General features: G+C 67.0%; 22 protein-coding genes and 1 tRNA gene. 22 read left to right on the top strand and 1 reads right to left on the bottom strand.

Annotation, left to right across the window (positions count from 1 at the left end; all coding sequences use genetic code 11):
- Positions 1 to 135 precede the first annotated feature (135 nt).
- Positions 136 to 516: an Hsp20/alpha crystallin family protein gene (locus EZ313_RS13175; protein ID WP_135263752.1), complete on the bottom strand. Its 381-nt coding sequence runs from the start codon at positions 514 to 516 to the stop codon at positions 136 to 138.
- A gap of 90 nt (positions 517 to 606) precedes the next feature.
- Between EZ313_RS13175 and EZ313_RS13170 the strand changes: the two genes are divergently transcribed.
- The 22 genes from EZ313_RS13170 to nuoN all read left to right on the top strand — a co-directional run bounded on the left by EZ313_RS13170 (position 607) and on the right by nuoN (position 23248).
- Complete coding sequence (locus tag EZ313_RS13170) at positions 607 to 1881, top strand: branched-chain amino acid ABC transporter substrate-binding protein (RefSeq protein WP_135263751.1); 1275 nt, start codon at positions 607 to 609, stop codon at positions 1879 to 1881.
- Between the two features lie 129 nt (positions 1882 to 2010).
- On the top strand, positions 2011 to 3171 hold the full coding sequence (locus EZ313_RS13165) for a pyridoxal phosphate-dependent aminotransferase (protein WP_135263750.1): 1161 nt from the start codon (positions 2011 to 2013) through the stop codon (positions 3169 to 3171).
- A gap of 165 nt (positions 3172 to 3336) precedes the next feature.
- A complete protein-coding gene (rpsO, locus tag EZ313_RS13160; RefSeq protein WP_135263749.1) occupies positions 3337 to 3600 on the top strand; it encodes a 30S ribosomal protein S15 in 264 nt (87 codons plus the stop codon).
- 175 nt (positions 3601 to 3775) lie between these two features.
- A complete protein-coding gene (gene pnp, locus EZ313_RS13155) occupies positions 3776 to 6025 on the top strand; it encodes a polyribonucleotide nucleotidyltransferase (RefSeq protein ID WP_135263748.1) in 2250 nt (749 codons plus the stop codon).
- Positions 6026 to 6064: 39 nt separating this feature from the next.
- The gene (locus tag EZ313_RS13150; RefSeq protein ID WP_135263747.1) at positions 6065 to 7051 is read left to right on the top strand and encodes an NAD(P)H-quinone oxidoreductase; all 987 of its coding nucleotides are present in this window, start codon (positions 6065 to 6067) and stop codon (positions 7049 to 7051) included.
- A 14-nt stretch (positions 7052 to 7065) separates the two neighbouring features.
- The gene (tpiA, locus tag EZ313_RS13145) at positions 7066 to 7812 is read left to right on the top strand and encodes a triose-phosphate isomerase (protein WP_135264646.1); all 747 of its coding nucleotides are present in this window, start codon (positions 7066 to 7068) and stop codon (positions 7810 to 7812) included.
- Positions 7813 to 7848: 36 nt separating this feature from the next.
- Complete coding sequence (gene secG, locus EZ313_RS13140) at positions 7849 to 8271, top strand: preprotein translocase subunit SecG (protein WP_135263746.1); 423 nt, start codon at positions 7849 to 7851, stop codon at positions 8269 to 8271.
- Positions 8272 to 8389: 118 nt separating this feature from the next.
- A tRNA-Leu gene (locus EZ313_RS13135) sits at positions 8390 to 8474 on the top strand.
- A gap of 88 nt (positions 8475 to 8562) precedes the next feature.
- Positions 8563 to 8934: an NADH-quinone oxidoreductase subunit A gene (locus EZ313_RS13130; protein ID WP_135263745.1), complete on the top strand. Its 372-nt coding sequence runs from the start codon at positions 8563 to 8565 to the stop codon at positions 8932 to 8934.
- A 29-nt stretch (positions 8935 to 8963) separates the two neighbouring features.
- The gene (locus EZ313_RS13125; protein ID WP_135263744.1) at positions 8964 to 9443 is read left to right on the top strand and encodes a NuoB/complex I 20 kDa subunit family protein; all 480 of its coding nucleotides are present in this window, start codon (positions 8964 to 8966) and stop codon (positions 9441 to 9443) included.
- 4 nt (positions 9444 to 9447) lie between these two features.
- Positions 9448 to 10098, top strand: a complete 651-nt coding sequence (locus EZ313_RS13120) for an NADH-quinone oxidoreductase subunit C (RefSeq protein WP_135263743.1) — start codon at positions 9448 to 9450, stop codon at positions 10096 to 10098.
- Positions 10091 to 11344: an NADH-quinone oxidoreductase subunit D gene (locus tag EZ313_RS13115; protein ID WP_135263742.1), complete on the top strand. Its 1254-nt coding sequence runs from the start codon at positions 10091 to 10093 to the stop codon at positions 11342 to 11344. The genes EZ313_RS13120 and EZ313_RS13115 overlap by 8 nt, the downstream gene beginning before the upstream one ends.
- 2 nt (positions 11345 to 11346) lie before the next feature.
- A complete protein-coding gene (gene nuoE / locus EZ313_RS13110; RefSeq protein ID WP_135264645.1) occupies positions 11347 to 11838 on the top strand; it encodes an NADH-quinone oxidoreductase subunit NuoE in 492 nt (163 codons plus the stop codon).
- A complete protein-coding gene (nuoF, locus tag EZ313_RS13105) occupies positions 11835 to 13199 on the top strand; it encodes an NADH-quinone oxidoreductase subunit NuoF (protein WP_135263741.1) in 1365 nt (454 codons plus the stop codon). The genes nuoE and nuoF overlap by 4 nt, the downstream gene beginning before the upstream one ends.
- 8 nt (positions 13200 to 13207) lie before the next feature.
- Positions 13208 to 15373 (top strand): NADH-quinone oxidoreductase subunit NuoG, encoded by a 2166-nt coding sequence (nuoG, locus tag EZ313_RS13100; RefSeq protein WP_135263740.1) that lies wholly within the window; start codon positions 13208 to 13210, stop codon positions 15371 to 15373.
- On the top strand, positions 15370 to 16452 hold the full coding sequence (gene nuoH, locus EZ313_RS13095; RefSeq protein WP_135263739.1) for an NADH-quinone oxidoreductase subunit NuoH: 1083 nt from the start codon (positions 15370 to 15372) through the stop codon (positions 16450 to 16452). Before nuoG ends, nuoH begins: the two co-directional genes overlap by 4 nt.
- A 10-nt stretch (positions 16453 to 16462) precedes the next feature.
- Positions 16463 to 16984 (top strand): NADH-quinone oxidoreductase subunit NuoI, encoded by a 522-nt coding sequence (nuoI, locus tag EZ313_RS13090; protein WP_135263738.1) that lies wholly within the window; start codon positions 16463 to 16465, stop codon positions 16982 to 16984.
- Positions 16985 to 17107: 123 nt separating this feature from the next.
- Positions 17108 to 17785, top strand: a complete 678-nt coding sequence (locus EZ313_RS13085) for an NADH-quinone oxidoreductase subunit J (protein WP_135263737.1) — start codon at positions 17108 to 17110, stop codon at positions 17783 to 17785.
- 55 nt (positions 17786 to 17840) lie between these two features.
- On the top strand, positions 17841 to 18149 hold the full coding sequence (nuoK, locus tag EZ313_RS13080) for an NADH-quinone oxidoreductase subunit NuoK (protein ID WP_135263736.1): 309 nt from the start codon (positions 17841 to 17843) through the stop codon (positions 18147 to 18149).
- A 31-nt stretch (positions 18150 to 18180) separates the two neighbouring features.
- On the top strand, positions 18181 to 20214 hold the full coding sequence (gene nuoL / locus EZ313_RS13075) for an NADH-quinone oxidoreductase subunit L (protein ID WP_135263735.1): 2034 nt from the start codon (positions 18181 to 18183) through the stop codon (positions 20212 to 20214).
- Between the two features lie 57 nt (positions 20215 to 20271).
- Positions 20272 to 21744, top strand: a complete 1473-nt coding sequence (locus EZ313_RS13070) for an NADH-quinone oxidoreductase subunit M (protein ID WP_135263734.1) — start codon at positions 20272 to 20274, stop codon at positions 21742 to 21744.
- Positions 21745 to 21760: 16 nt separating this feature from the next.
- A complete protein-coding gene (nuoN, locus tag EZ313_RS13065) occupies positions 21761 to 23248 on the top strand; it encodes an NADH-quinone oxidoreductase subunit NuoN (RefSeq protein WP_135263733.1) in 1488 nt (495 codons plus the stop codon).

Genomic DNA, 23248 nt, shown 5'->3' with positions numbered 1-23248 from the left:
CCTCCGCCCCGGACGCCGGGGCCAACCTGAACAAGGCATGGCCCAGAAACGGATCGAGCGAGCAACCGGCCAATGCCGGTCCTCGCTCAATTCATCGGAAAGCCCGAAGAGACTCGAAGCGTGCCCGAGGCGAAATCACTTCACCTCGATCTGGCGCGCGTTGCTCACCGGCTGCTTCTTCGCCAGCGTGAGCGTCAGCACGCCGTACTCGAGCCTGGCCGTGGTGGCGTCGACATCGATCTCCTGGGGCAGCTCGTAGGCGGCCTTGTACTGCCGCTTCGCTTCGCCCTTGGTCTCGATGCGCACGATGGCGCCTTCGATGTTGATCGACAGGTCTTCACGCGCGACACCGGGCATGTCCAGCGTCACGGTCCAGGCCTTGTCGTCCTGTTCCAGCTGGAAGCCGGAGACACCGGAGCCGAAGAAGGCGTCGTTGACGAAGCGCTCGAAGCTGCGGTCGAACGAGCGGAAAGCCGGCGCGGCGGCGCGGCTGCGGACAACGGGTGCGAAGAACATGGTGGAACTCCTTTTAAACTGCGCGGCTTCCTAGCGCCGCTTGCATCCAACGTGTGCACGCGGCGCAGGTTTTTCAAGAGAGGACGACCGTTGAAAATCGAACGCAGGCAGGCCTTGAAATCGCTGGCGGCGACGCTATTTGCTCCCGCCCTTGCGCAGGCGCAGGCCACCGGGGCGCCGGTGAAGCTGGCCCTGATCGAGGCGCTCTCGGGCGCTTTCGCCAACACCGGCGAGGCGGTGTTCCGCAACCTGCTGTGGGCGGTGGAGCGCGTCAACCAGCGCGGCGGCGTCAAGCTGCCCGGCGGAGCTCGGCCGCTGGTGCTGGAGCGATACGACAGCAAGGGCCAGGCGGAGGAAGCCATCGCTTCGCTGCGCTCGGCCATCGACGACGGGGCGCAGTTCATCCTGCAGGGCAATTCGTCGGCGGTCGCGGCGGCGCTGCTCGACGCGATCGACAAGCACAACGAGCGGGAGCCGACTCGCCGCGTGCTGTACCTCAACTATTCCGCCGTCGACCCGGCCCTGACCAACGAGCGCTGCAGTTTCTGGCACTTCCGTTTCGACGCGCATGCCGACATGCGCATGGCGGCGCTGATGCAGGTGCTGGGGCAGGACAAGGGGGTGCGCAGCGCCTACCTCATCGGGCAGGACTACAGCTTCGGCCAGTCGGTCCTGCGCGAAGCGCGGCGGCAGCTGGGGGCGCAGCGGCCGGACGTGCGCATCGTCGGCGACGAGCTGCACCCGCTCGGCCGGGTGAAGGACTTCCTGCCGTACGCCACCAAGATCAAGGCCAGCGGCGCCGACGCGGTGATCACCGGCAACTGGGGCAACGACCTCACGCTGATGGTCAAGGCGGCGCGGGACGTCGGCTTCGACGGCAAGTTCTATACGTTCTACGGCAACGCGCTGGGCGCACCCGCGGCCGTCGGCGAGGCGGGCGTGGGCCGCGTGGTGGCCATCGCCGACTGGCTGCCGAACCTGCCCACGGCGCAGAGCGAGGCCTTCTACCAATCGTTCCGCCAGCGCTTCCCGCGGCCCCAGGACGACTACGTGCACATGCGCATGCAGCTGATGATCGAGGCGCTCGCGCAGGCGATCGAGCGCGCGGGCAGCGTGGCCGCGGTGCCGGTCGCGACGGCACTGGAGCAGGCGAACGTGAGCCTCTCGGGCCAGTCGGGCCGCATGCGGGCGGCCGACCACCAGTTCCAGCAGACGCTCGTCGTCGGCGTGATGGATCGGCAAGGCTCGCCGGGCGTGAAGTTCGACGTCGAGGGGTCGGGCTACGGCTTTCGCGTGGTGCGCGTGATCGCGCCCGAAAAGGCCGAGCTGCCGACGTCGTGCAGGATGTCCCGCGTTTCAGTCTGACAATTCGGACATCCGTACGCAGAAAGCGCAGAAACAGCGCAGAAAACGCGGAAAGCCATTCCTATAGTCCTCTGCGCTTTCTGCGTCCTTTCCGCGTTTTCTGCGTAAGTTTTTTCCCCCACCGCCCGAATGCGACAAGCCATCCTGAACCTCGACGAATCCAAGATCCGCGAGGTCGCCAATGCGGGCATGGGCCGCCCGGACGTGCTGGCCTTCTGGTTCGGTGAGAGCGACGAGGTCACGCCGGACTTCATCCGCGAGGCCGCGATCGAATCGATCCGGCAGGGCGAGACCTTCTACGCGCACAACCTCGGACTGCCCGAGCTGCGCGAGGCCGTCGCCGGCTACACCTCGCGCCTGCACGGGCCGGTGGGCGCCGAGCGCATCGCCATCACCTCCGGCGGCGTCAATGCGCTGATGCTCGCCGTGCAGATGCTGGTCGACGCGGGCGACGACGTGGTGGCCGTGATACCGGTCTGGCCCAACCTCACGGCCCAGCCGCTGATCCTCGGCGGCAAGCTGCGCCGGGTCTCGCTGAAGCCGGAGGCGGGCGCGTGGAAGCTCGACCTGGACCAGCTGCTGGACGCCGTCCGGCCAGGCACCAGGCTGCTCATCGTGAATGCACCGAACAACCCGACCGGTTGGACGCTGTCGCGGGCCGAGCAGCAGGCGCTCCTGGACCATTGCCGGCGCACCGGCACCTGGATCCTGGCGGACGAGGTCTACGAGCGGCTGTACTACGAGCCCGCGCCGAACGGCTGCGCGCCCAGCTTCCTCGACATCGCCACGCCGGAAGACCGGCTGGTGGTGGTGCACAGCTTCTCCAAGAGCTTCCTGATGACCGGCTGGCGCATGGGCTGGCTGGTGATGCCGGCATCGATGACGCATTCGATGGGCAAGCTCATCGAGTTCAACACCTCGTGCGCGAGCGTGTTCACGCAACGCGCGGCGCTGGTGGCGGTGCGGAGGACCGACGAGGTGACGCCGAGGGTCGTCGCGCACCTGAAGCACTGCCGCGACACGCTGGTGCCGCACCTGCGGGCGCTGCCGAGGGTGGAGCTGGCACAGCCGGCGGGGGGCATGTATGCCTTCTTCAAGCTCGACGGTTTCGGCGATTCGCTCGCGTTGGCCAAGCGGCTGGTCGCGGAAGCGGGGCTTGGCATCGCCCCGGGGAATGCATTTGCGCCGGAAGCGCAGGGGTGGCTGCGCTGGTGTTTCGCGTCCAAGGACGTGGGGCGGCTGGGGCAGGGCGTCGAGCGGCTGAAGGGCTGGCTGGCGAAGCAGGGCTGAGAAGCTTCACAGCGCGCGTGCCCTCACCCCAGCCCTCTCCTGGAGGGAGAGGGAGCAATACCGCTTCCGCTATAATCCACCGGTTCTGCGCCCCACAGGCCGGAACAGCACGTTGGAGCCCTTCCAGCCCCAACGCAAGTCGAACCCCCTACAAAGGAAACCCAGATGTCCGCCCTCAACAAGGCCGAGATCGTCGCTGCGCACTCGCGCGGCACCAACGACACCGGCAGCCCCGAAGTCCAGGTCGCCCTGCTGACCGCCCGGATCAACGAGCTGACGCCCCACTTCAAGACCCACGCCAAGGACCACCACGGCCGCCGCGGCCTGCTGCGCATGGTGAACCGCCGCAAGAGCCTGCTGGCGTACCTGAAGGACAACGACGCCGAGCGCTACACGGCGCTGATCGGCAAGCTGGGCCTGCGCAAGTAAGCAGGTCGAGAGAGCAACGCAAGGGCGCCTGGGTTGGCTCACGCTGGCTCAGGCGCTTTGCACATCGGAGACACCGGACCGGATACGCGCTGTGTCATTCCACCAGGGGCCGACGGCCCTTGATGGAATGGCATCGTGTTCGGCTCCGTCTCCTCCACAACGAGAGAGAGCAAACATGAGCATCTTCAACAAGATCACCAAGACCTTCCAGTGGGGCCAGCACACGGTCACCATGGAAACCGGCGAACTCGCCCGCCAGTCCGGCGGCGCCGTGCTGGTCAACATGGACGACACCGTGGTGCTCGCCACCGTGGTCGCGTCCAAGAGCGCCAAGCCCGGCCAGGACTTCTTCCCGCTGACCGTCGACTACATCGAGAAGACGTACGCGGCCGGCAAGATCCCCGGCAGCTTCTTCAAGCGCGAGGCCAAGCCCAGCGAACTCGAGACGCTGACCAGCCGCCTGATCGACCGCCCGATCCGTCCGCTGTTCCCCGAAGGCTTCTTCAACGAAGTGCATGTGGTGATCCACACGCTGTCGCTGAACCCTGAGGTCGACGCCGACATCGCCGCGATGATCGGCGTCAGCGCCGCGCTGGCCATCTCCGGCATCCCCTTCGCCGGCCCCATCGGCGCCGCGCGCGTGGGCTACATCAACGGTGAATACGTCCTGAACCCCGGCCAGACCCAGCGCAAGGAATCGCAGCTGGACCTGGTGGTCGCCGGCACCGAATCCGCCGTGCTGATGGTGGAGTCCGAGGCGCAGCAGCTGCCCGAGGAAATCATGCTGGGCGCCGTGGTGTTCGGCCACGAGCAGGGCAACATCGCCATCAACGCCATCCATGACCTCGTGCGCGAAGGCGGCAAGCCGGTGTGGGACTGGCAGCCGCCGGCTCGCGACGAGGCCTTCATCGGCCGTGTCGAGCAGCTGGCCGAAGAGAAGCTGCGTGCCGCCTACCAGATCCGCAGCAAGCAGGCCCGCACCCAGGCGCTGCGCGAGGCCAATGCCGCCGTGCATGCCGCGCTGGCGGAGCAGGGCGTGCAGTTCGACGCGGTCAAGGTCGACGAGCTGCTGTTCAACGTCGAATCGCGCATCGTGCGCAGCCAGATCCTGGCCGGCGAGCCGCGCATCGACGGCCGCGACACGCGCACCGTGCGCCCGATCGAGATCCGCAACGGCGTGCTGCCCCGCACCCACGGCTCCGCGCTGTTCACACGCGGCGAGACGCAGGCCCTGGTGGTCACGACGCTCGGCACCGAGCGCGACGCGCAGCGCATCGACGCGCTGGCCGGCGAGTTCGAGGACCGCTTCCTGTTCCACTACAACATGCCTCCCTTCGCCACCGGCGAAGTGGGCCGCATGGGCAGCACCAAGCGCCGCGAAGTGGGCCACGGCCGCCTGGCCAAGCGGGCGCTCATCGCCTGCCTGCCGACCAAGGAAGAGTTCCCCTACACGATCCGCGTGGTGTCGGAGATCACCGAGTCCAACGGCTCCTCGTCGATGGCTTCGGTCTGTGGCGGCTGCCTGTCGATGATGGACGCCGGCGTGCCGATGAAGGCGCACGTGGCGGGCATCGCCATGGGCCTGATCAAGGAAGGCAACCGCTTCGCAGTGCTGACCGACATCCTGGGCGACGAGGACCACCTCGGCGACATGGACTTCAAGGTGGCCGGCACGACCAACGGCATCACCGCCCTGCAGATGGACATCAAGATCCAGGGCATCACCAAGGAGATCATGCAGGTCGCCCTGGCGCAGGCCAAGGAAGCGCGCATGCACATCCTGGGCAAGATGCAGGAAGCGATGGGCGAGGCCAAGGCCGAGATCAGCAGCTTCGCGCCCAAGCTCTACACGATGAAGATCAACCCCGAGAAGATCCGCGACGTGATCGGCAAGGGCGGCTCCGTGATCCGGGGGCTGACCGACGAGACCGGCTGCCAGATCAACATCGAGGAGGACGGCACGATCACCATCGCCGCCACCGACGCCGCCAAGGCCGACGAGGCCAGGAAGCGCATCGAGCAGATCACGGCGGAAGTCGAGATCGGCAAGACCTACGAAGGCCCGATCACCAAGCTGCTGGACTTCGGCGCGCTGGTCAACCTGCTCCCGGGCAAGGACGGCCTGCTGCACATCAGCCAGATCGCGCACGAGCGTGTCGAGAAGGTCGCCGACTACCTGAGCGAAGGCCAGATCGTCCGCGTGAAGGTGCTCGAGACCGACGACAAGGGCCGCGTCAAGCTGTCCATGAAGGCGCTGCTCGAGCGCCCGCCGGGCATGGAAGACCAGCCCCCGCGCGAGCGCCGCGACCGCGGCGACCGTCCGCCGCGCGGTGACCGTGGCGACCACCGCGGCGACCGGCACGAGGGCGGCGACCGTCCCCCGCGCGATCCGCAGCCGCAAGCCACGCTGGACCCGCAGGAGTGACCGCCGGCCCGCACACCGCGGGCCGTGCGCGCTGACCCGATGAAAGCCGTCGACATCACCCGGCCCGGAGCGCCCGAGGTCCTGCGCCTGGGCGAGCGTCCCGACCCCGTCGCGGGGCCGGGAGAGGTGCTCGTGCGCGTGAAGGCGAGTGGGGTCAACCGGCCCGACGTGCTGCAGCGTGCAGGCCACTACCCGCCCCCGCCGGGCGCTTCGGACCTCCCGGGCCTCGAGATCGCGGGCGATATCGTTTCCGGCGATGCACAGGCCATGGCCCAGGCCGGCCTGAAGGTCGGCCAGCGGGTGTGCGCCCTCGTCGCGGGTGGCGGTTATGCGCAGTTGTGCGTGGCGCCGGTCGGCCAGTGCCTGCCGGTGCCCGACGGCCTGAGCGATGTCGAGGCCGCTTCGCTGCCGGAGACGTTCTTCACCGTGTGGAGCAACGTGTTCGACCGCGGACGGCTGCAACGGGGGGAGACCCTGCTCGTTCAGGGCGGCACCAGCGGCATCGGCGTGACGGCGATCCAGATGGCCAAGGCTTTCGGCGCGCGTGTCATCGCCACCGCCGGCAGCGACGAAAAGTGCGACGCCTGCCTCAAGCTCGGCGCCGACCACGCCATCAACTACCGCACGCAGGACTTCGTCGAAGAAGCGAAGAAGCTGACCGGCGGCAGGGGCGTGGACGTGGTGCTCGACATGGTCGCGGGCTCGTACGTCGCGCGCGAGGTCGAGTGCCTCGCGGAAGATGGCCGGCTGGTCATCATCGCCGTGCAGGGCGGCGTGAAGGCGGAGTTCAACGCGGGGCTGGTGTTGCGCCGCCGGCTGGTGATCACCGGCTCGACCCTTCGCCCGCGGCCCGTCGCCTTCAAGACCGCCATCGCCGCCTCGCTGCGCGAGAAGGTGTGGCCTCTGATCGCGTCGCGCGCGATCCGACCCGTGATCCACAAGACCTTCGCGGCGGCCGATGCCGCGCAGGCCCACGAGTTGATGGAATCGAACCAGCACATCGGCAAGATCGTGCTGACCTGGTGAGCCAGACGACAACCATGCCCAAGAAGAAGCTGATCGCCGGCAACTGGAAGATGAACGGCAGCATCGCGGCCAACGACGCGCTGGTGCGCGCCGTCATCGCCGGAATGAAGGATGCCGCCTGCCAGGTGGCCGTCTGCGTGCCCGCGCCCTACCTGGCGCAGGTGCAGATGCTGCGGCACGGCACCGCGCTGGAACTCGGCGCGCAGGACGTGTCCAGGCACGAGCAGGGCGCTTACACCGGCGAGTGGTCCGCCACGATGCTCAAGGAATTCGGCGTGCGCTACGCCATCGTCGGCCATTCGGAGCGGCGCCAGTACCACCACGAGTCGGACCAGGACGTGGCCGACAAGGCCAAGGCGGCGCTGGCCCACGGCATCACGCCGATCGTCTGCGTGGGCGAGACGCTGGCCGAGCGCGAAGCCGGACAGACCGAGCTCGTGGTCAAGCGGCAGCTGGCCGCCGTGATCCACACCAACGGCCATTGCATCAGCGAGATCGTGGTGGCCTACGAGCCGGTCTGGGCCATCGGCACCGGCAAGACCGCCACGCCCGAGCAGGCGCAGCAGGTGCACGCCGTGCTGCGCGCGCAACTGCATGCCGCGAGCACGCGCGACGACCGCGTGCCCATCCTCTACGGCGGCAGCATGAACGCGGCCAACGCCGCCAGCCTGCTGGCCCAGCCGGACATCGACGGCGGGCTCATCGGTGGCGCCTCGCTCAAGGCTCCCGATTTCCTGCAGATCATCGCCGCGGCGCGCTGAGCGCGGCGGCCCCAGATTCACTGAAGCGAAAAGACAATGAACGCGATCCTCACCCTCGTCCTGGCCGTCCAGATCCTCACGGCACTGGGCATGATCGGCCTCATCCTCATCCAGCACGGCAAGGGCGCCGACATGGGCGCGGCCTTCGGAAGCGGCAGCTCGGGCAGCCTGTTCGGCGCGTCGGGCAGCGCCAACTTCCTGTCGCGCACCACCGCCGTGCTCGCCACGGTGTTCTTCATCTGCACGCTGGCGCTGGCCTACTTCGGCAGCTACCGCGCGCCGGAATCGGGCAGCGTGCTCGACCGTGCGGCGGCCCCCGCCGCCGCGCCGCAGCCCGCCGCATCGGGCCCGGCCGCGCAGATCCCGGGCACTTCGGCGCCGTCGGCCATCCCCGGCAATGCGGCGCCCGCGGCGCCCGCCACTCCTGCTTCGGGCGCGGCGCAGATTCCCACCCGCTAGCACCGCCTGATCGGTGTGCTCCGGCAAGAGACGCAACCGATTCGGAGTAAACTCCAAGGCTGCCCGGAAAGCGAATAACAAGACAGTTGCCTCATGCCTGTCCGGGCAGCAACACACGGCCGTCGTGGTGAAATTGGTAGACACGCTATCTTGAGGGGGTAGTGGCGAAAGCTGTGCGAGTTCGAGTCTCGCCGACGGCACCAGACACAAGAAGTCGCGGGTAACCGACCGCCGGCACAGGCCGGTGCCTCGGGCGCGCCCGCGGCCCGTAGCGCCGACTTGAGCCCTCAGATGCAACTCGATCAGTACCTCCCGGTCCTTCTCTTCATCCTGGTGGGCATCGGGGTCGGGGTGCTGCCCCAGGTGCTGGGCTACGTCTTCGCCGGCGCGGCGGGCTTCAACAAGCCGGACGCCGCCAAGAACTCCCCGTACGAATGCGGCTTCGAGGCCTTCGAGGACGCGCGCATGAAGTTCGACGTGCGCTACTACCTCGTGGCCATCCTCTTCATCCTGTTCGACCTGGAGATCGCGTTCCTCTTCCCCTGGGCGGTCGCGCTCAAGGAGATCGGGCCCGTGGGCTTCTGGGCCATGATGGTCTTCCTCGCGATCCTGGTGGTCGGGTTCATCTACGAGTGGAAGAAGGGCGCCCTCGACTGGGAATGATCCGGGCGGCGCCCAAGGACTCACAAGCAATGGCTAAAGAAGGCATCCTCGACAAGGGCGTCGTCACGACGACCGTGGACAGCGTCATCAACTGGGCCAAGACCGGCTCGCTCTGGCCGATGACGTTCGGGCTGGCCTGCTGCGCGGTGGAGATGATGCATGCGGGCGCGGCCCGCTACGACATCGACCGCTTCGGCATGCTGTTCCGTCCCAGCCCTCGCCAGTCCGACCTGATGATCGTGGCCGGCACGCTGTGCAACAAGATGGCGCCGGCGCTGCGCAAGGTGTACGACCAGATGCCCGAGCCGCGCTGGGTGCTGTCGATGGGCACCTGCGCCAACGGCGGCGGCTACTACCACTACAGCTACTCGGTCGTTCGCGGCTGCGACCGCATCGTGCCGGTGGACGTGTACGTCCCGGGCTGCCCGCCCACCGCCGAGGCGCTGCTGTACGGGATCATCCAGCTGCAGCAGAAGATCCGGCGCACGCAGACCATCGCACGGGCCTGACCGCATGACCGCCACCTCTCCGTACGCTGTCGATCCGTCGGCCCTGCACAAGACGATCACGGATGCGCTGGGCCCGCTGGCCAGGCGCGTCGACCTGCGCCTGGGCGAAGTCACCGTCACCGTCTCGCCCGACAACTACCTCAAGGCCGCCGAGGTCCTGCGCGATGCGCCCGGCTGCCAGTTCGAGCAGCTGCTGGACGTGTGCGGCGTCGACTACTCGGACTACCGCAACGGCGGCTGGGACGGCCCGCGCTACGCCGTGGTATCGCACCTGCTGTCGGTCTCGCTCAACCAGCGCGTGCGCCTGCGCGTGTTCTGCGCCGCCGACGATCTGCCCGAGGTGGAGTCGCTCAACGGCCTGTGGAGCTCGGCCAACTGGTTCGAGCGGGAGGCGTTCGACCTGTTCGGGATCATCTTCCTGAACCACCCGGACCTGCGGCGCATCCTCACCGACTACGGCTTCATCGGCCACCCGTTCCGCAAGGACTTCCCGGTCTCCGGCCACGTCGAGATGCGCTACGACCCCGAGCGCCAGCGCGTGATCTACCAGCCGGTGACCATCGAGCCGCGCGAGATCACGCCGCGGATCATCCGGGAGGAGAACTACGGGGGCATCCAGGCGGGGCGAGGCATGGAAAACAACGACCATGGCTGAGATCAAGAACTACACGCTGAACTTCGGTCCGCAGCACCCGGCCGCGCACGGCGTGCTGCGCCTGGTGCTCGAGCTGGACGGCGAGGTGATCCAGCGCGCCGACCCGCACATCGGCCTGCTGCACCGCGCCACCGAGAAGCTGGCCGAGACCCGCACCTACATCCAGTCGCTGCCCTACATGGACCGGCTGGACTACGTCTCGATGATGTGCAACGAGCACGCCTACTGCCTGGCCATCGAGAAGCTGATGGGCATCGAGGTGCCGATCCGCGCGCAGTACATCCGCGTCATGTTCGCGGAGCTCACGCGCCTGCTCAACCACCTGCTGTGGCTGGGCGCGCACGGGCTGGACTGCGGCGCGATGAACATGCTGATCTACACCTTCCGCGAGCGGGAGGACATCTTCGACATGTACGAGGCGGTCTCCGGCGCGCGCATGCACGCCGCGTACTTCCGCCCGGGCGGCGTCTACCGCGACCTGCCGGACACCATGCCGCAGTACAGGGCGAGCAAGGTCCGCAACGAGCGCGAAATCAAGCGCATGAACGAGGACCGGCAGGGTTCGCTGCTGGACTTCATCGAGTCGTTCACCCGGCGCTTCCCCGGCTACGTCGACGAGTACGAGACGCTGCTGACCGACAACCGCATCTGGAAGCAGCGCACCGTGGGCATCGGCGTGGTGACGCCCGAGCGCGCGCTCAACCTGGGATTCACCGGCCCGATGCTGCGCGGCTCCGGCATCGCCTGGGACCTGCGCAAGACGCAGCCCTACGAGGTCTACGACAGGATGGAGTTCGACATCCCCCTGGGCAGGACCGGCGACTGCTACGACCGTTACCTCGTGCGCGTGCAGGAGATGCGCGAGGCCAACCGGATCATCCAGCAGTGCGTGGCCTGGCTGCGCGCGAATCCCGGCCCGGTGATCACCGACAACCACAAGGTGGCCCCGCCGGACCGCGAGAGCATGAAGGCCAACATGGAGGAGCTGATCCACCACTTCAAGCTCTTCTCCGAAGGCTTCCGCGTGCCCGAGGGCGAGGCCTACGCCGCGGTGGAGCATCCCAAGGGCGAGTTCGGCATCTACATCGTGAGCGACGGCGCCAACAAGCCGTACCGCCTGAAGATCCGGCCGCCTGGCTTCCCGCACCTGGCCGCGCTGGACGAGATGGGCAGGGGCCACATGATCGCGGACGCCGTGGCCATCATCGGCACGATGGACATCGTGTTCGGGGAAATCGACCGATGAACATGATTTCGGAATCCATGAAGGCCCGCTTCGACCGCGAGCTGGCCAAGTACCCGGCGGACCAGAAGCAGTCGGCCGTGATGGCCTGCCTGGCCATCGTGCAGCAGGAGCACGGCTGGGTCAGCACCGAAGCGGAGAAGGAAGTGGCGGCCTACCTGAACATGCCGCCGATCGCGGTGCACGAGGTCACCACCTTCTACAACATGTACAACCAGCACCCGGTCGGCCGCTACAAGCTGAACGTCTGCACCAACCTGCCGTGCCAGCTGCGCGACGGCGCCAAGGCGCTGCACCACCTGGAACAGCGGCTGGGCATCCGGATGGGCGAGACCACGCCGGACGGCCTGTTCACGCTGCAGCAGAGCGAGTGCCTGGGCGCCTGCGCCGACTCGCCCGTGATGCTGGTCAACGACCGCACCATGTGCAGCTTCATGAGCAACGACAAGCTCGACCAACTCGTGGATGGCCTGCGCCAGTCGGAGGGCAAGCAATGAACGCCCAACAGGTTCTCCAGCAGTTCCAGGCCACGGGCGTCCAGACCTGCTTCCACGGCCGCCACATCGAGCCGCAGATCTACGCCGGCCTGGACGGCACCAACTGGCGCCTGAAGGACTACGAGGCGCGCGACGGCTACAAGGCCCTGCGCAAGATGCTGTCCGAGGGCCTCACGCAGGACCAGGTGATCGCCACCGTCAAGGAATCGGCGCTGCGCGGCCGCGGCGGCGCGGGTTTTCCCACGGGCCTGAAGTGGAGCTTCATGCCGCGCCAGTTCCCGGGGCAGAAGTACCTTGTGTGCAACTCCGACGAGGGCGAGCCGGGCACCTGCAAGGACCGGGACATCCTGGCCTACAACCCGCACATCGTGATCGAGGGGATGATCATCGCGGCCTACGCGATGGGCATCACCGTGGGCTACAACTACATCCACGGCGAGATCTTCCAGGTCTACGACCGCTTCGAGGAAGCGCTGGAAGAGGCCCGCGCCGCCGGGTACCTGGGCAACAACATCCTGGGCAGCAGCTTCAGCTTCCAGCTGCACGGCTTCCACGGCTTCGGCGCCTACATCTGCGGCGAGGAGACGGCGCTGCTCGAATCGCTGGAAGGCAAGAAGGGCCAGCCGCGCTTCAAGCCGCCGTTCCCGGCCAGCTTCGGCGTGTACGGCAAGCCCACCACGATCAACAACACGGAGACGTTCGCGGCGGTGCCCTGGATCATCCGCAACGGCGGCCAGGCCTACCTGGAGCGAGGCAAGCCGAACAACGGCGGGACCAAGATCTTCTCGGTGTCGGGCGACGTGGAGCTGCCCGGCAACTACGAGGTGCCGATGGGAACGCCCTTCAGCAAGCTGCTGGAGTTGTGCGGCGGCGTGCGCGGGGGCAGGAAGCTGAAGGCGGTGATCCCGGGCGGGTCGTCGGCTCCCGTGCTGCCGGCCGACATCATGATGAACTGCACGATGGACTACGACTCCATCGCCAAGGCCGGCTCGATGCTGGGCTCCGGCGCGGTCATCGTGATGGACGAGACGCGCGACATGGTCGAGAGCCTGCTGCGCCTGTCGTACTTCTACATGCACGAGTCCTGCGGCCAGTGCACGCCGTGCCGCGAAGGCACGGGCTGGCTGTGGCGCGTGGTCGACCGCATCCACAACGGGCACGGCAAGCCGGCCGACATCGACCTGCTCAACTCGGTGGCGGACAACATCCAGGGCCGCACCATTTGCGCCCTCGGCGACGCAGCGGCGATGCCGGTGCGCGCCATGATCAAGCACTTCCGGCATGAGTTCGAGGCCAGGATCACGCGCCCGCAACCCATGCCCGACCCGCGCGAGCCCGTCCCTGCGGGCGCGCGGGCCTGAAAGTTCCTATGGCCGAAATCACACTGGACGGACAGAAGGTCGAGATCGCCGACGGCAGCATGGTCATGCATGCGGCCGAAAAGGCCGGCACCTACATCCCGCATTTCTGCTACCACAAGAAGCTCTCCATCGCGGCCAACTGCCGCATGTGCCTGGTGGAGGTGGAGAAGGCGCCCAAGCCGATGCCGGCCTGCGCCACGCCCGTGACCAACGGAATGGTGGTCCACACCCGCAGCGAGAAGGCCATCAAGGCCCAGCAGTCGGTGATGGAGTTCCTGCTGATCAACCACCCGCTCGATTGCCCGATCTGCGACCAGGGCGGCGAGTGCCAGCTGCAGGACCTTGCCGTCGGCTACGGCGGCTCCTCCTCGCGCTACGAGGAGGAAAAGCGCGTGGTCCTGCACAAGGACGTCGGCCCGCTGATCTCGATGGAGGAGATGAGCCGCTGCATCCACTGCACCCGCTGCGTGCGCTTCGGCCAGGAAGTGGCCGGCGTGATGGAGCTGGGCATGGTCCACCGCGGCGAGCACTCCGAGATCACCACGGTGCTGGGCGACACGGTCGATTCCGAAGTCTCCGGCAACATGATCGACCTGTGCCCGGTGGGCGCGCTCACCAGCAAGCCTTTCCGCTACAGCGCCCGCAACTGGGAGCTGTCGCGCCGCAAGTCGGTGTCGCCGCACGATTCAACCGGCGCCAACCTGATCGTCCAGGTCAAGAACAACCGGGTCATGCGCGTGCTGCCGCTGGAGAACGAAGCGGTCAACGAGTGCTGGCTGGCCGACCGCGACCGCTTTTCCTATGAGGCCCTGAACGGCGACGACCGCCTGACCTCGCCCATGCTCAAGCAGGGCGGCGAATGGAAGACGGTCGACTGGCAGACGGCGCTGGAGTACGTCGCCAACGGCCTCAAGCAGATCAAGGCCGACCACGGCGCCGGCAGCATCGGCGTGCTGGCCAGCCCGCACAGCACGGTGGAGGAGCTGTTCCTCGCCGGCCGGCTGGTGCGCGGCCTGGGCAGCGAGAACATCGACTACCGCCTGCGCAACGCGCAGTTCACGTCTTCCGGGGGCGTGCACTGGCTGGGCACGTCCATCGCGTCGCTCAGCGGCCTGCAGCGCGTGCTGGTGATCGGCTCCAACCTGCGCAAGGACCATCCGCTGTTCTCGCTGCGCATCCGCGCGGCCGTGCGCAAGGGCGCGCAGGTCTCGCGCATCCATGACGTGGCGCATGACTGGGCGATGCCGGTTGCATCCTCGGTCACGGTCCCGGCGGGGCAGTGGGCGCAGGCGCTGGCCGATGTCGCCGCGGCGGTCGCCCAATCCAGGGGCACGTCGTCGCCGGCGCAAGGCAACGCCACGGATGCCGCCAAGGCCATCGCGGCCTCGCTGCTCTCGGGCGAGCGCAAGGCCATCCTCCTGGGCAACGCCGCTGCCCACCACGCCAACGCGTCCACGCTGCTGGCGCTGGCGCAGTGGATCGGCGAGGCGACCGGCGCGACGGTCGGCTTCCTGACCGAAGCCGCCAACACGGTCGGCGCGCAGCTGGTGAACGCGATGCCGGGGCAGGGCGGTTTGAACGCGGGGCAGATGCTCTCCGGTTCGCTCAAGGCCGCGATCCTGCTGAACAACGAGCCGCTGCACGACTCCGCCGCCGGTGCTCGCGCCGCCGAGGCGCTGGGCAAGGCCGCCATGGTCGTGACGCTCAGCCCCTTCATGGCCAACATGGAATTCAGCGACGTCCTGCTGCCGATCGCGCCCTGGACCGAGACGCCCGGCACCTTCGTCAATGCCGAAGGCCGCGTGCAGTCGTTCCACGCCGTGGTCAAGCCGCTGGGCGAAACGCGCCCGGCCTGGAAGGTGCTGCGCGTGCTGGGCAACATGCTCGGCCTGCGCGAGTTCAACTACGAGTCGGCGCAGGAAGTGCTGGCCGCCGCGCGCGGCGCGGCCGACGCCGACAAGCCGATGGTGCAGGGCGACAAGCTGTCCAACCGCACGACCGCTTCGATCGATCTCTCCGTGCAGGCCGGCACGCCGGTCACGGCCCCGATCTACCAGCTCGACTCCATCGTGCGCCGCGCCGAATCGCTGCAGCTCACTGCCGACGGCCAGGCTGTCCTGCCGGAAGCGGGACGCGTCCTGCGCGAAGCCCGTGAGCCGGGGGTGCTCGCATGATCGATTCGATCTACGGCTTCGGCAACGGCCTGATCGCCGCGCCCTGGTGGTCCGCCGCCGGCTGGCCGGTGGTGTGGACGCTGATCAAGATCGTCCTCGTCGTGGCGCCGCTGATGGGCGCCGTGGCCTACCTGACGCTCTGGGAGCGCAAGGCCATCGGCTTCACGCAGATCCGCATCGGCCCCAACCGCGTCGGCCCGCTGGGCCTGCTGCAGCCGATCGCCGATGCCTTCAAGCTGCTGACCAAGGAAATCATCCTTCCCACGGTCGCCAACAAGGGCCTGTTCCTGCTCGGCCCGATCATGACCATCATGCCCGCGCTCGCCGCGTGGGCCGTCATCCCGTTCGGCCCCGAAGTGGCGCTGGCCAACATCAATGCCGGCCTGCTGTTCATCATGGCCATCACCTCGCTCGAGGTGTACGGCGTGATCATCGCGGGCTGGGCGTCGAACTCGAAGTACGCCTTCCTGGGCGCGCTGCGCGCATCGGCCCAGATGGTGAGCTACGAGATCGCGATGGGCTTCGCGCTGGTGGTGGTGCTGATGGTCACCGGCAGCCTGAACATGACCGACGTGGTCCTGTCCCAGGATCGCGGCTGGTTCGCCGAGCGCGGCATCAACTTCCTGTCGTGGAACTGGCTGCCGCTGCTGCCGATCTTCCTCGTGTACTTCATCTCGGGCCTGGCCGAGACCAACCGCCACCCGTTCGACGTGGTGGAAGGCGAGTCGGAGATCGTCGCGGGCCACATGATCGAGTACTCGGGCATGAGCTTCGCCATGTTCTTCCTGGCCGAGTACGCCAACATGTGGCTGGTCTCGATCCTGGCCGTGACCATGTTCCTGGGCGGCTGGCTGCCTCCGATCGACGCGCCGCTGCTCAACTGGATTCCCGGCTGGATCTGGCTCGGACTGAAGACCTTCATGGTCGTCACCATGTTCCTGTGGGTGCGCTCCACCTTCCCGCGCTACCGCTACGACCAGATCATGCGCCTGGGCTGGAAGATCTTCATTCCCGTCACGCTGGTCTGGCTGATCCTCGTGGGCGCCTGGATGCAGACCCCGTACAACATCTGGAAATAACGGACCTCCCATGTCCACCCAAACCCTGCAAGGCCAGCCCTCGGCGTTCTCGCTCAAGGACTTCCTCTCCAGCTTCATGCTGGTGGAACTGTTCAAGGGCCTGGCCATCACCGGCAAGTACGCCTTCAGCCGCAAGATCACGGTGCAGTTCCCGGAGGAGAAGACGCCGCTCAGCCCGCGCTTTCGCGGACTGCACGCGCTGCGCCGCTACGAGAACGGCGAGGAACGCTGCATCGCCTGCAAGCTGTGCGAGGCCATCTGCCCCGCGCTGGCCATCACGATCGAGAGCGACCAGCGCGCCGACGGCACCCGCCGCACCACGCGCTACGACATCGACCTGACCAAGTGCATCTTCTGCGGCTTCTGCGAGGAGAGCTGCCCGGTCGACTCCATCGTCGAGACGCACATCCTCGAATACCACGGCGAGAAGCGGGGCGACCTGTACTACACGAAGGAAATGCTGCTGGCCGTGGGCGACCGCTACGAGGCCGAGATCACCGAGCGCCGGGCGCAGGACGCCAAGTACAGATGACGACCACCCCGAAGCGCCTTCGGCGCCTCCCCTCAAGGGGCGCCACCAGCGGCCCGGCAAAGCCGGTTCCGCGGTGGCCGGCGAATGGCCGCGCTTGCATCTGCGACCGTTGACAAGAACACCATGGGCATCAAGGACTTCTTCTTCTACCTGTTCTCGGCGGTGCTGCTGTTCGCGGCCTTCCGCGTCATCACGGCGCGCAACCCGGTGTATGCGGCGCTCTACCTCGTCCTGGCTTTCTTCCAGGCCGCCGGGATCTGGTTGCTGCTCAAGGCCGAGTTCCTCGCCATCTCGCTGGTGCTGGTCTACGTCGGCGCGGTGATGGTGCTGTTCCTGTTCGTCGTGATGATGCTGGACATCAACGTCGACAAGCTGAGCGCCGGCTTCTGGAAGCATTTCCCGCTGGCGGGCACGGTGGGCGTGATCATCGCGCTCGAGATGGCGTGGGTGCTGATGGGCGGCTTCCGCACGGTCGAGGAGCCGCGTGCGGGTCCCGCCGCCGTCCAGGCGGCCACGGGCGGCGTGGCCCAGGTCTCCAACACGAAGGAGCTGGGCAAGCTGCTCTACACCGAATACCTGTACCCGCTGGAGATCGCGGCCGTGCTGCTGCTCGTCGCCATCGTGGCCGCCATCGCCCTCACGCTGCGCCAGCGCAAGGACAGCAAGCACATGGACCCGGGCGCGCAGGTGAAGGTGCGTGCGCGCGACCGCCTGCAGGTCATCAAGATGCCGCCGGTGGTGGCGCCGGTGCCCCAGCCCGACCCCGCGGCGGCCGCTGCCGCCGAAGGCAGCAAGGCATGAGCCGCCCGGCCGCTCCGAAGGCGAATACCGCAACGCGCAGCGCGGAGGTTTCCTGATGCACGTCACCTTGGGCCACTTCCTGTCGCTCGGCGCGATCCTGTTCGCGCTGTCCGTCGTCGGCATCTTCCTGAACCGCCGCAACCTGATCGTGCTGCTGATGGCCATCGAGCTGATGCTGCTGGCGGTCAACATGAACTTCGTGGCGTTCTCCTACTACCTGGGCGACATGCACGGGCAGGTGTTCGTGTTCTTCATCCTCACCGTCGCCGCCGCCGAATCGGCCATCGGGCTCGCCATCCTCGTGCTGCTGTTCCGCAACAAGTCGAACATCAACGTCGAAGAACTCAACCTGCTCAAAGGCTGAGCGGGCACAAGAAGAACAGCCCGGAAGAAACATGAGTCAGACACTCTCTGCATCGACCCTGCTCGCCGTTCCGCTGGCCCCGCTGGCCGGGTCGCTGATCGCCGGCATCTTCGGCACCACCTTCGGCGGCAACTGGATCGGCCGCCGCCTGTCGCACACCTTCACCATCCTGGGCGTGCTGATCGCCTTCATCATCAGCGCGATGACGCTCAAGAGCGTGGCCGTGGACGGCGCGCGCTTCAACGAGACGATCTACGAGTGGATGGTGATCGGCGGCCTGAAGATGGAAATCGGGTTCCTCGTCGACGGCCTCACCGCGATGATGATGTGCGTGGTGACCTTCGTATCGCTGATGGTCCACATCTACACCATCGGCTACATGGAAGAGGACGACGGCTACAACCGCTTCTTCGCCTACATCTCGCTGTTCACCTTCTCGATGCTCATGCTGGTCATGAGCAACAACTTCCTGCAGCTGTTCTTCGGCTGGGAGGCGGTGGGCCTCGTGTCCTACCTGCTGATCGGCTTCTGGTTCAACAAGCCCAGCGCCATCTTCGCGAACCTGAAGGCGTTCCTGGTCAACCGGGTCGGCGACTTCGGCTTCATCCTGGGCATCGGCCTGATCGCCGCCTTCGCAGGCACGCTCAGCTACGCCGAGACCTTCGCCAAGGCGGGCGATCTGGCCAAGCTGCAGTTCCCGGGCACCGAGTGGCTGCTGGTGACCGTCATCTGCATCTGCCTGTTCATCGGCGCGATGGGCAAGAGCGCGCAGTTCCCGCTGCACGTCTGGCTGCCCGATTCGATGGAAGGCCCGACGCCGATCTCCGCGCTGATCCACGCGGCCACGATGGTGACGGCCGGCATCTTCATGGTGGCGCGCATGTCGCCGCTGTTCGAGCTGTCCGACGTGGCGCTGTCGTTCATCCTGGTGATCGGCGCCATCACGGCCCTGTTCATGGGCTTCCTGGGCATCATCCAGAACGACATCAAGCGGGTCGTCGCGTACTCCACGCTTTCGCAGCTGGGCTACATGACGGTGGCGCTGGGCGCGTCCGCGTACTCGGTGGCGGTGTTCCACCTGATGACGCACGCGTTCTTCAAGGCGCTGCTGTTCCTGGCCGCGGGCTCGGTGATCATCGGCATGCACCACAACCAGGACATCCGCTGGATGGGTGGCGTGCGCAAGTACATGCCGATCACCTGGATCACGTCGCTGCTCGGCTCGCTGGCCCTGATCGGTACGCCGCTGTTCTCCGGCTTCTATTCCAAGGACAGCATCATCGAGGCGGTGCACGAGAGCCACCTGCCCGGCGCGGGCCTGGCCTACTGGGCGGTGCTGATCGGCGTGTTCGTCACCGCGTTCTATTCCTTCCGGATGTACTTCCTCGTCTTCCACGGCAAGGAACGCTTCGACCAGGTGCCGCCGCATGAGCACGACCCGAGCGAGGAGCCGGACCCGCACCACCACCAGGACGAGCACCACACGCCGCACGAGTCGCCGTGGGTGGTGACGGCGCCGCTGCTGCTGCTGGCCTTCCCCTCGGTGGTGATCGGTTTCCTGACGATCGGGCCGATGCTGTACGGCGACTTCTTCAAGGACGCGATCTTTGTCGACGCCGCACGCCATCCCGCGATGGCGGAGCTGGCCAAGCTCTACCACGGCCCGGCGCAGATGGCGCTGCATGCCTTCAGCACGCCGGTGCTGTACCTGGCACTCGCCGGCGTCGCGCTCTCGTACTACATGTACCTGGTCAACCCGGCGCTGCCGGTGCGCATCGCGTCCATGTTCCGCCCGGTCTACCAGCTGCTGGAAAACAAGTACTACATGGACTGGTTCAACGAGCACGTGCTGGCGAAGGCCGCGCGCGGCCTGGGCATCGGCCTGTGGAAGGGCGGGGACCAGGCCGTGATCGACGGCGCGGTCGTGAACGGCAGCGCGCGCGTCGTCGGGCTGTTCGCCGGCGTGGTGCGCCGCGTGCAGTCCGGCTACATCTATCACTACGCACTGGCCATGATCGTCGGGGTCTTCGTCCTGATGACCTGGTTCGTCTGGCTCGCCCGATAAGGAATCGAACGACCTTGCGGGACAGATCTTCAGCTCTGTCCCCAACTGACTAAAACTATGGGTACTCTGAGCCTTGCCATCTGGACGCCGATCGTCTTCGGCACCGTGCTGCTGGCGCTGGGACGCGACGAACAGGCCAAAGCCGTGCGCTGGATCGCGCTGATCGGCGCGGTCGCGAGCTTCCTGGTGACGCTGCCGCTGTACGGCGCGTTCGACCGCGGCAGCGCGCAGATGCAGTTCGTGGAGCGCGCGCCCTGGATCGAGCGCTTCAACATCCATTACCACCTCGGGCTGGACGGCATCTCGTTCTGGTTCGTGCTGCTGACCGCCTTCATCACCGTGGTGGTCGTCATCTCCGCCTGGGAGGTGATCACCGAGCGCGTCAACCAGTACATGGGCGCGTTCCTGATCCTGTCGGGCCTGATGGTGGGCGTGTTCTGCGCGCTGGACGCGATGCTGTTCTTCGTGTTCTTCGAGGCGACGCTGATCCCGATGTACCTGATCATCGGCATCTGGGGCGGGCCGAACAAGATCTACGCGGCGTTCAAGTTCTTCCTCTACACGCTGCTCGGCTCGCTGCTGATGCTGATCGCGCTGGTGTATCTCTACGGCAAGTCCAGCGGCAGCTTCGACATCCTCACCTGGCACCAGCTGCCGCTGCCGATGGCCGCGCAGACGCTGCTGTTCTTCGCGTTCTTCGCCGCCTTCGCGGTGAAGGTGCCGATGTGGCCGGTGCACACCTGGCTGCCCGACGTGCACGTCGAGGCGCCCACCGGCGGCTCCGCGGTGCTGGCGGCCATCATGCTGAAGCTGGGCGCCTACGGTTTCCTGCGCTTTTCCATGCCGATCGCGCCGGACGCCTCGCGCGAGTGGGCCTGGTTCATCATCGCGCTGTCGATCATCGCGGTCATCTACGTGGGCCTGGTGGCGATGGTGCAGCAGGACATGAAGAAGCTGGTGGCCTATTCGTCGGTGGCCCACATGGGCTTCGTGACGCTGGGCTTCTTCATCTTCAACCCGCTCGGCGTGGCCGGGGGCCTGATCCAGATGATCGCCCACGGCTTCGTCTCCGGCGCCATGTTCCTTTGCATCGGCGTGCTGTACGACCGCGTCCATTCACGCGAGATCTCCAGCTACGGAGGCGTGGTCAACACCATGCCCAACTTCACCGCCTTCTCGCTGCTGTTCGCCATGGCCAACTGCGGCCTGCCGGCCACCGCCGGCTTCGTGGGCGAGTGGATGGTGATCCTCGGCACGGTGCAGGCCAACTTCTGGCTGGCCATGGCGGCCGCGAGTGCGCTGATCTGGGGCGCGGCCTACACGCTGTGGATGTTCAAGCGCGTCTACCTCGGCCCGGTGGCCAACGAAGACGTGCGCCAGCTCACCGACATCAACGCGCGCGAGTTCCTGATGCTCGGTCTGCTGGCCGTCGCCGTGCTGTACATGGGCATCCACCCCAAGCCCTTCACCGACATCATGGATGCGTCCGTCGCGGGCTTCCTGAAGCACGTCGCGGTCTCGAAGCTCTGACCCCGGGAACCAACAAATGCTGGACAAACTGAGCCTGGTCGTCACCGCACCCGAGATCGTGCTGCTGGTGATGGCGTGCGTCATCGCGCTCGTGGACCTGGGCGTGAAGAGCCGCCTGCGCGGGCTGACCTACTGGCTGACGCTCGGCACACTGGCCGTGGTGGCGTTCGCCGCCGCCGACATGGCGATGGACGGGCGCACCTTCTACGCCTTCGGGCGGATGGTCGTCAGCGACCCGATGGGCAACTGGCTCAAGTGCTTCGCCGCCATCGCCATGATGATCACGCTGGTCTACGGCCGTCCCTACGCGGCCGACCGCGAAATGCTGCGCGGCGGCGAGATGTTCACGCTGGCGCTGTTCGCGCTGCTGGGCATGTTCGTCATGATCTCGGCCAGCAACTTCCTGGTGATCTACCTGGGGCTGGAGCTGATGACGCTCTCCAGCTACGCCCTCGTGGCGCTGCGCCGCGACAACGAGGTGGCCACCGAAGCGGCCATGAAGTACTTCGTGCTGGGCGCCATGGCCAGCGGCTTCCTGCTGTACGGCATGTCCATGCTGTACGGCGCCACCGGTTCGCTGGACATCGACGAGGTCTTCGCCGCGATCGGCAGCGGCCGCATCAACCACCAGGTGCTGGTGTTCGGCCTCGTGTTCATCGTCGCCGGCCTGGGGTTCAAGCTGGGCGCGGCACCCTTCCACATGTGGATCCCGGACGTCTACCACGGCGCGCCCACGGCCATCACGCTGATGATCGGTTCGGCGCCGGAGCTGGCCGCCTTCGCCATCGCCATCCGCCTGCTGGTCGAGGGAATGATCCCGCTGGCCATCGACTGGCAGCAGATGCTGATGGTGCTCTCGGTCGCGTCGCTGCTCGTGGGCAACCTGGCCGCCATCGCGCAGAGCAACCTCAAGCGCATGCTGGCGTATTCCACCATCGCGCAGATGGGATTCGTGGTGCTGGGGCTGTCCGCGGGCGTGGTCAACGGCACCACCGCCAACGCCCAGTTCGCCTACAGCGCCTCGATGTTCTACATCGTCACCTACGTGCTCACGACGCTGGGCGCGTTCGGCATCATCCTGCTGCTGGCGCGCGAGGGCTTCGAGAGCGACGAGATCGCCGACCTGGCGGGCCTCAACCAGCGCAGCCCGCTGTACGCCGGCATCATGGCCGTCTGCATGTTCTCGCTGGCCGGCGTGCCGCCGCTGGTGGGCTTCTACGCCAAGCTGCTGGTGCTGCAGGCGCTGGTGGCCTCCGGCCAGGCGCTCTACATCGGCCTGGCCATCTTTGCGGTGATCGCCTCGCTGATCGGCGCGTTCTACTACCTGCGCGTGGTGAAGGTGATGTACTTCGATTCGCCGATCACCGCCACCACCGTGTCGGCTCCGGCCGACGTGCGTGCGGTGCTGTCACTCAACGGCGCTCTGGTGCTGATCCTCGGCATCCTGCCGGGCGGCCTGATGGCGCTGTGCGCCGAGGCCGTGGTCCGCACGCTGGCCACCTGA

Origin of the sequence: Ramlibacter henchirensis (assembly GCF_004682015.1) — a bacterium.
Taxonomy (GTDB): Bacteria; Pseudomonadota; Gammaproteobacteria; order Burkholderiales; family Burkholderiaceae_C; genus Ramlibacter; species Ramlibacter henchirensis.
Note: the sequence above shows the minus strand (reverse complement) of the source record. Positions and strands in the feature narration are given on the sequence as shown.

Coding starts and splice junctions, on each gene's coding strand:
- EZ313_RS13125 (WP_135263744.1), top strand. CDS start 8,964: ATGGCTAAAGAAGGCATCCTCGACAAGGGCGTCGTCACGACGACCGTG.
- pnp (WP_135263748.1), top strand. CDS start 3,776: ATGAGCATCTTCAACAAGATCACCAAGACCTTCCAGTGGGGCCAGCAC.
- nuoE (WP_135264645.1), top strand. CDS start 11,347: ATGATTTCGGAATCCATGAAGGCCCGCTTCGACCGCGAGCTGGCCAAG.
- secG (WP_135263746.1), top strand. CDS start 7,849: ATGAACGCGATCCTCACCCTCGTCCTGGCCGTCCAGATCCTCACGGCA.
- EZ313_RS13175 (WP_135263752.1), bottom strand. CDS start 516: ATGTTCTTCGCACCCGTTGTCCGCAGCCGCGCCGCCGCGCCGGCTTTC.
- EZ313_RS13085 (WP_135263737.1), top strand. CDS start 17,108: ATGGGCATCAAGGACTTCTTCTTCTACCTGTTCTCGGCGGTGCTGCTG.
- rpsO (WP_135263749.1), top strand. CDS start 3,337: ATGTCCGCCCTCAACAAGGCCGAGATCGTCGCTGCGCACTCGCGCGGC.
- nuoL (WP_135263735.1), top strand. CDS start 18,181: ATGAGTCAGACACTCTCTGCATCGACCCTGCTCGCCGTTCCGCTGGCC.
- nuoG (WP_135263740.1), top strand. CDS start 13,208: ATGGCCGAAATCACACTGGACGGACAGAAGGTCGAGATCGCCGACGGC.
- nuoF (WP_135263741.1), top strand. CDS start 11,835: ATGAACGCCCAACAGGTTCTCCAGCAGTTCCAGGCCACGGGCGTCCAG.
- nuoH (WP_135263739.1), top strand. CDS start 15,370: ATGATCGATTCGATCTACGGCTTCGGCAACGGCCTGATCGCCGCGCCC.
- nuoK (WP_135263736.1), top strand. CDS start 17,841: ATGCACGTCACCTTGGGCCACTTCCTGTCGCTCGGCGCGATCCTGTTC.
- nuoI (WP_135263738.1), top strand. CDS start 16,463: ATGTCCACCCAAACCCTGCAAGGCCAGCCCTCGGCGTTCTCGCTCAAG.
- EZ313_RS13165 (WP_135263750.1), top strand. CDS start 2,011: ATGCGACAAGCCATCCTGAACCTCGACGAATCCAAGATCCGCGAGGTC.
- EZ313_RS13120 (WP_135263743.1), top strand. CDS start 9,448: ATGACCGCCACCTCTCCGTACGCTGTCGATCCGTCGGCCCTGCACAAG.
- EZ313_RS13130 (WP_135263745.1), top strand. CDS start 8,563: ATGCAACTCGATCAGTACCTCCCGGTCCTTCTCTTCATCCTGGTGGGC.
- nuoN (WP_135263733.1), top strand. CDS start 21,761: ATGCTGGACAAACTGAGCCTGGTCGTCACCGCACCCGAGATCGTGCTG.
- tpiA (WP_135264646.1), top strand. CDS start 7,066: ATGCCCAAGAAGAAGCTGATCGCCGGCAACTGGAAGATGAACGGCAGC.
- EZ313_RS13115 (WP_135263742.1), top strand. CDS start 10,091: ATGGCTGAGATCAAGAACTACACGCTGAACTTCGGTCCGCAGCACCCG.
- EZ313_RS13070 (WP_135263734.1), top strand. CDS start 20,272: ATGGGTACTCTGAGCCTTGCCATCTGGACGCCGATCGTCTTCGGCACC.
- EZ313_RS13150 (WP_135263747.1), top strand. CDS start 6,065: ATGAAAGCCGTCGACATCACCCGGCCCGGAGCGCCCGAGGTCCTGCGC.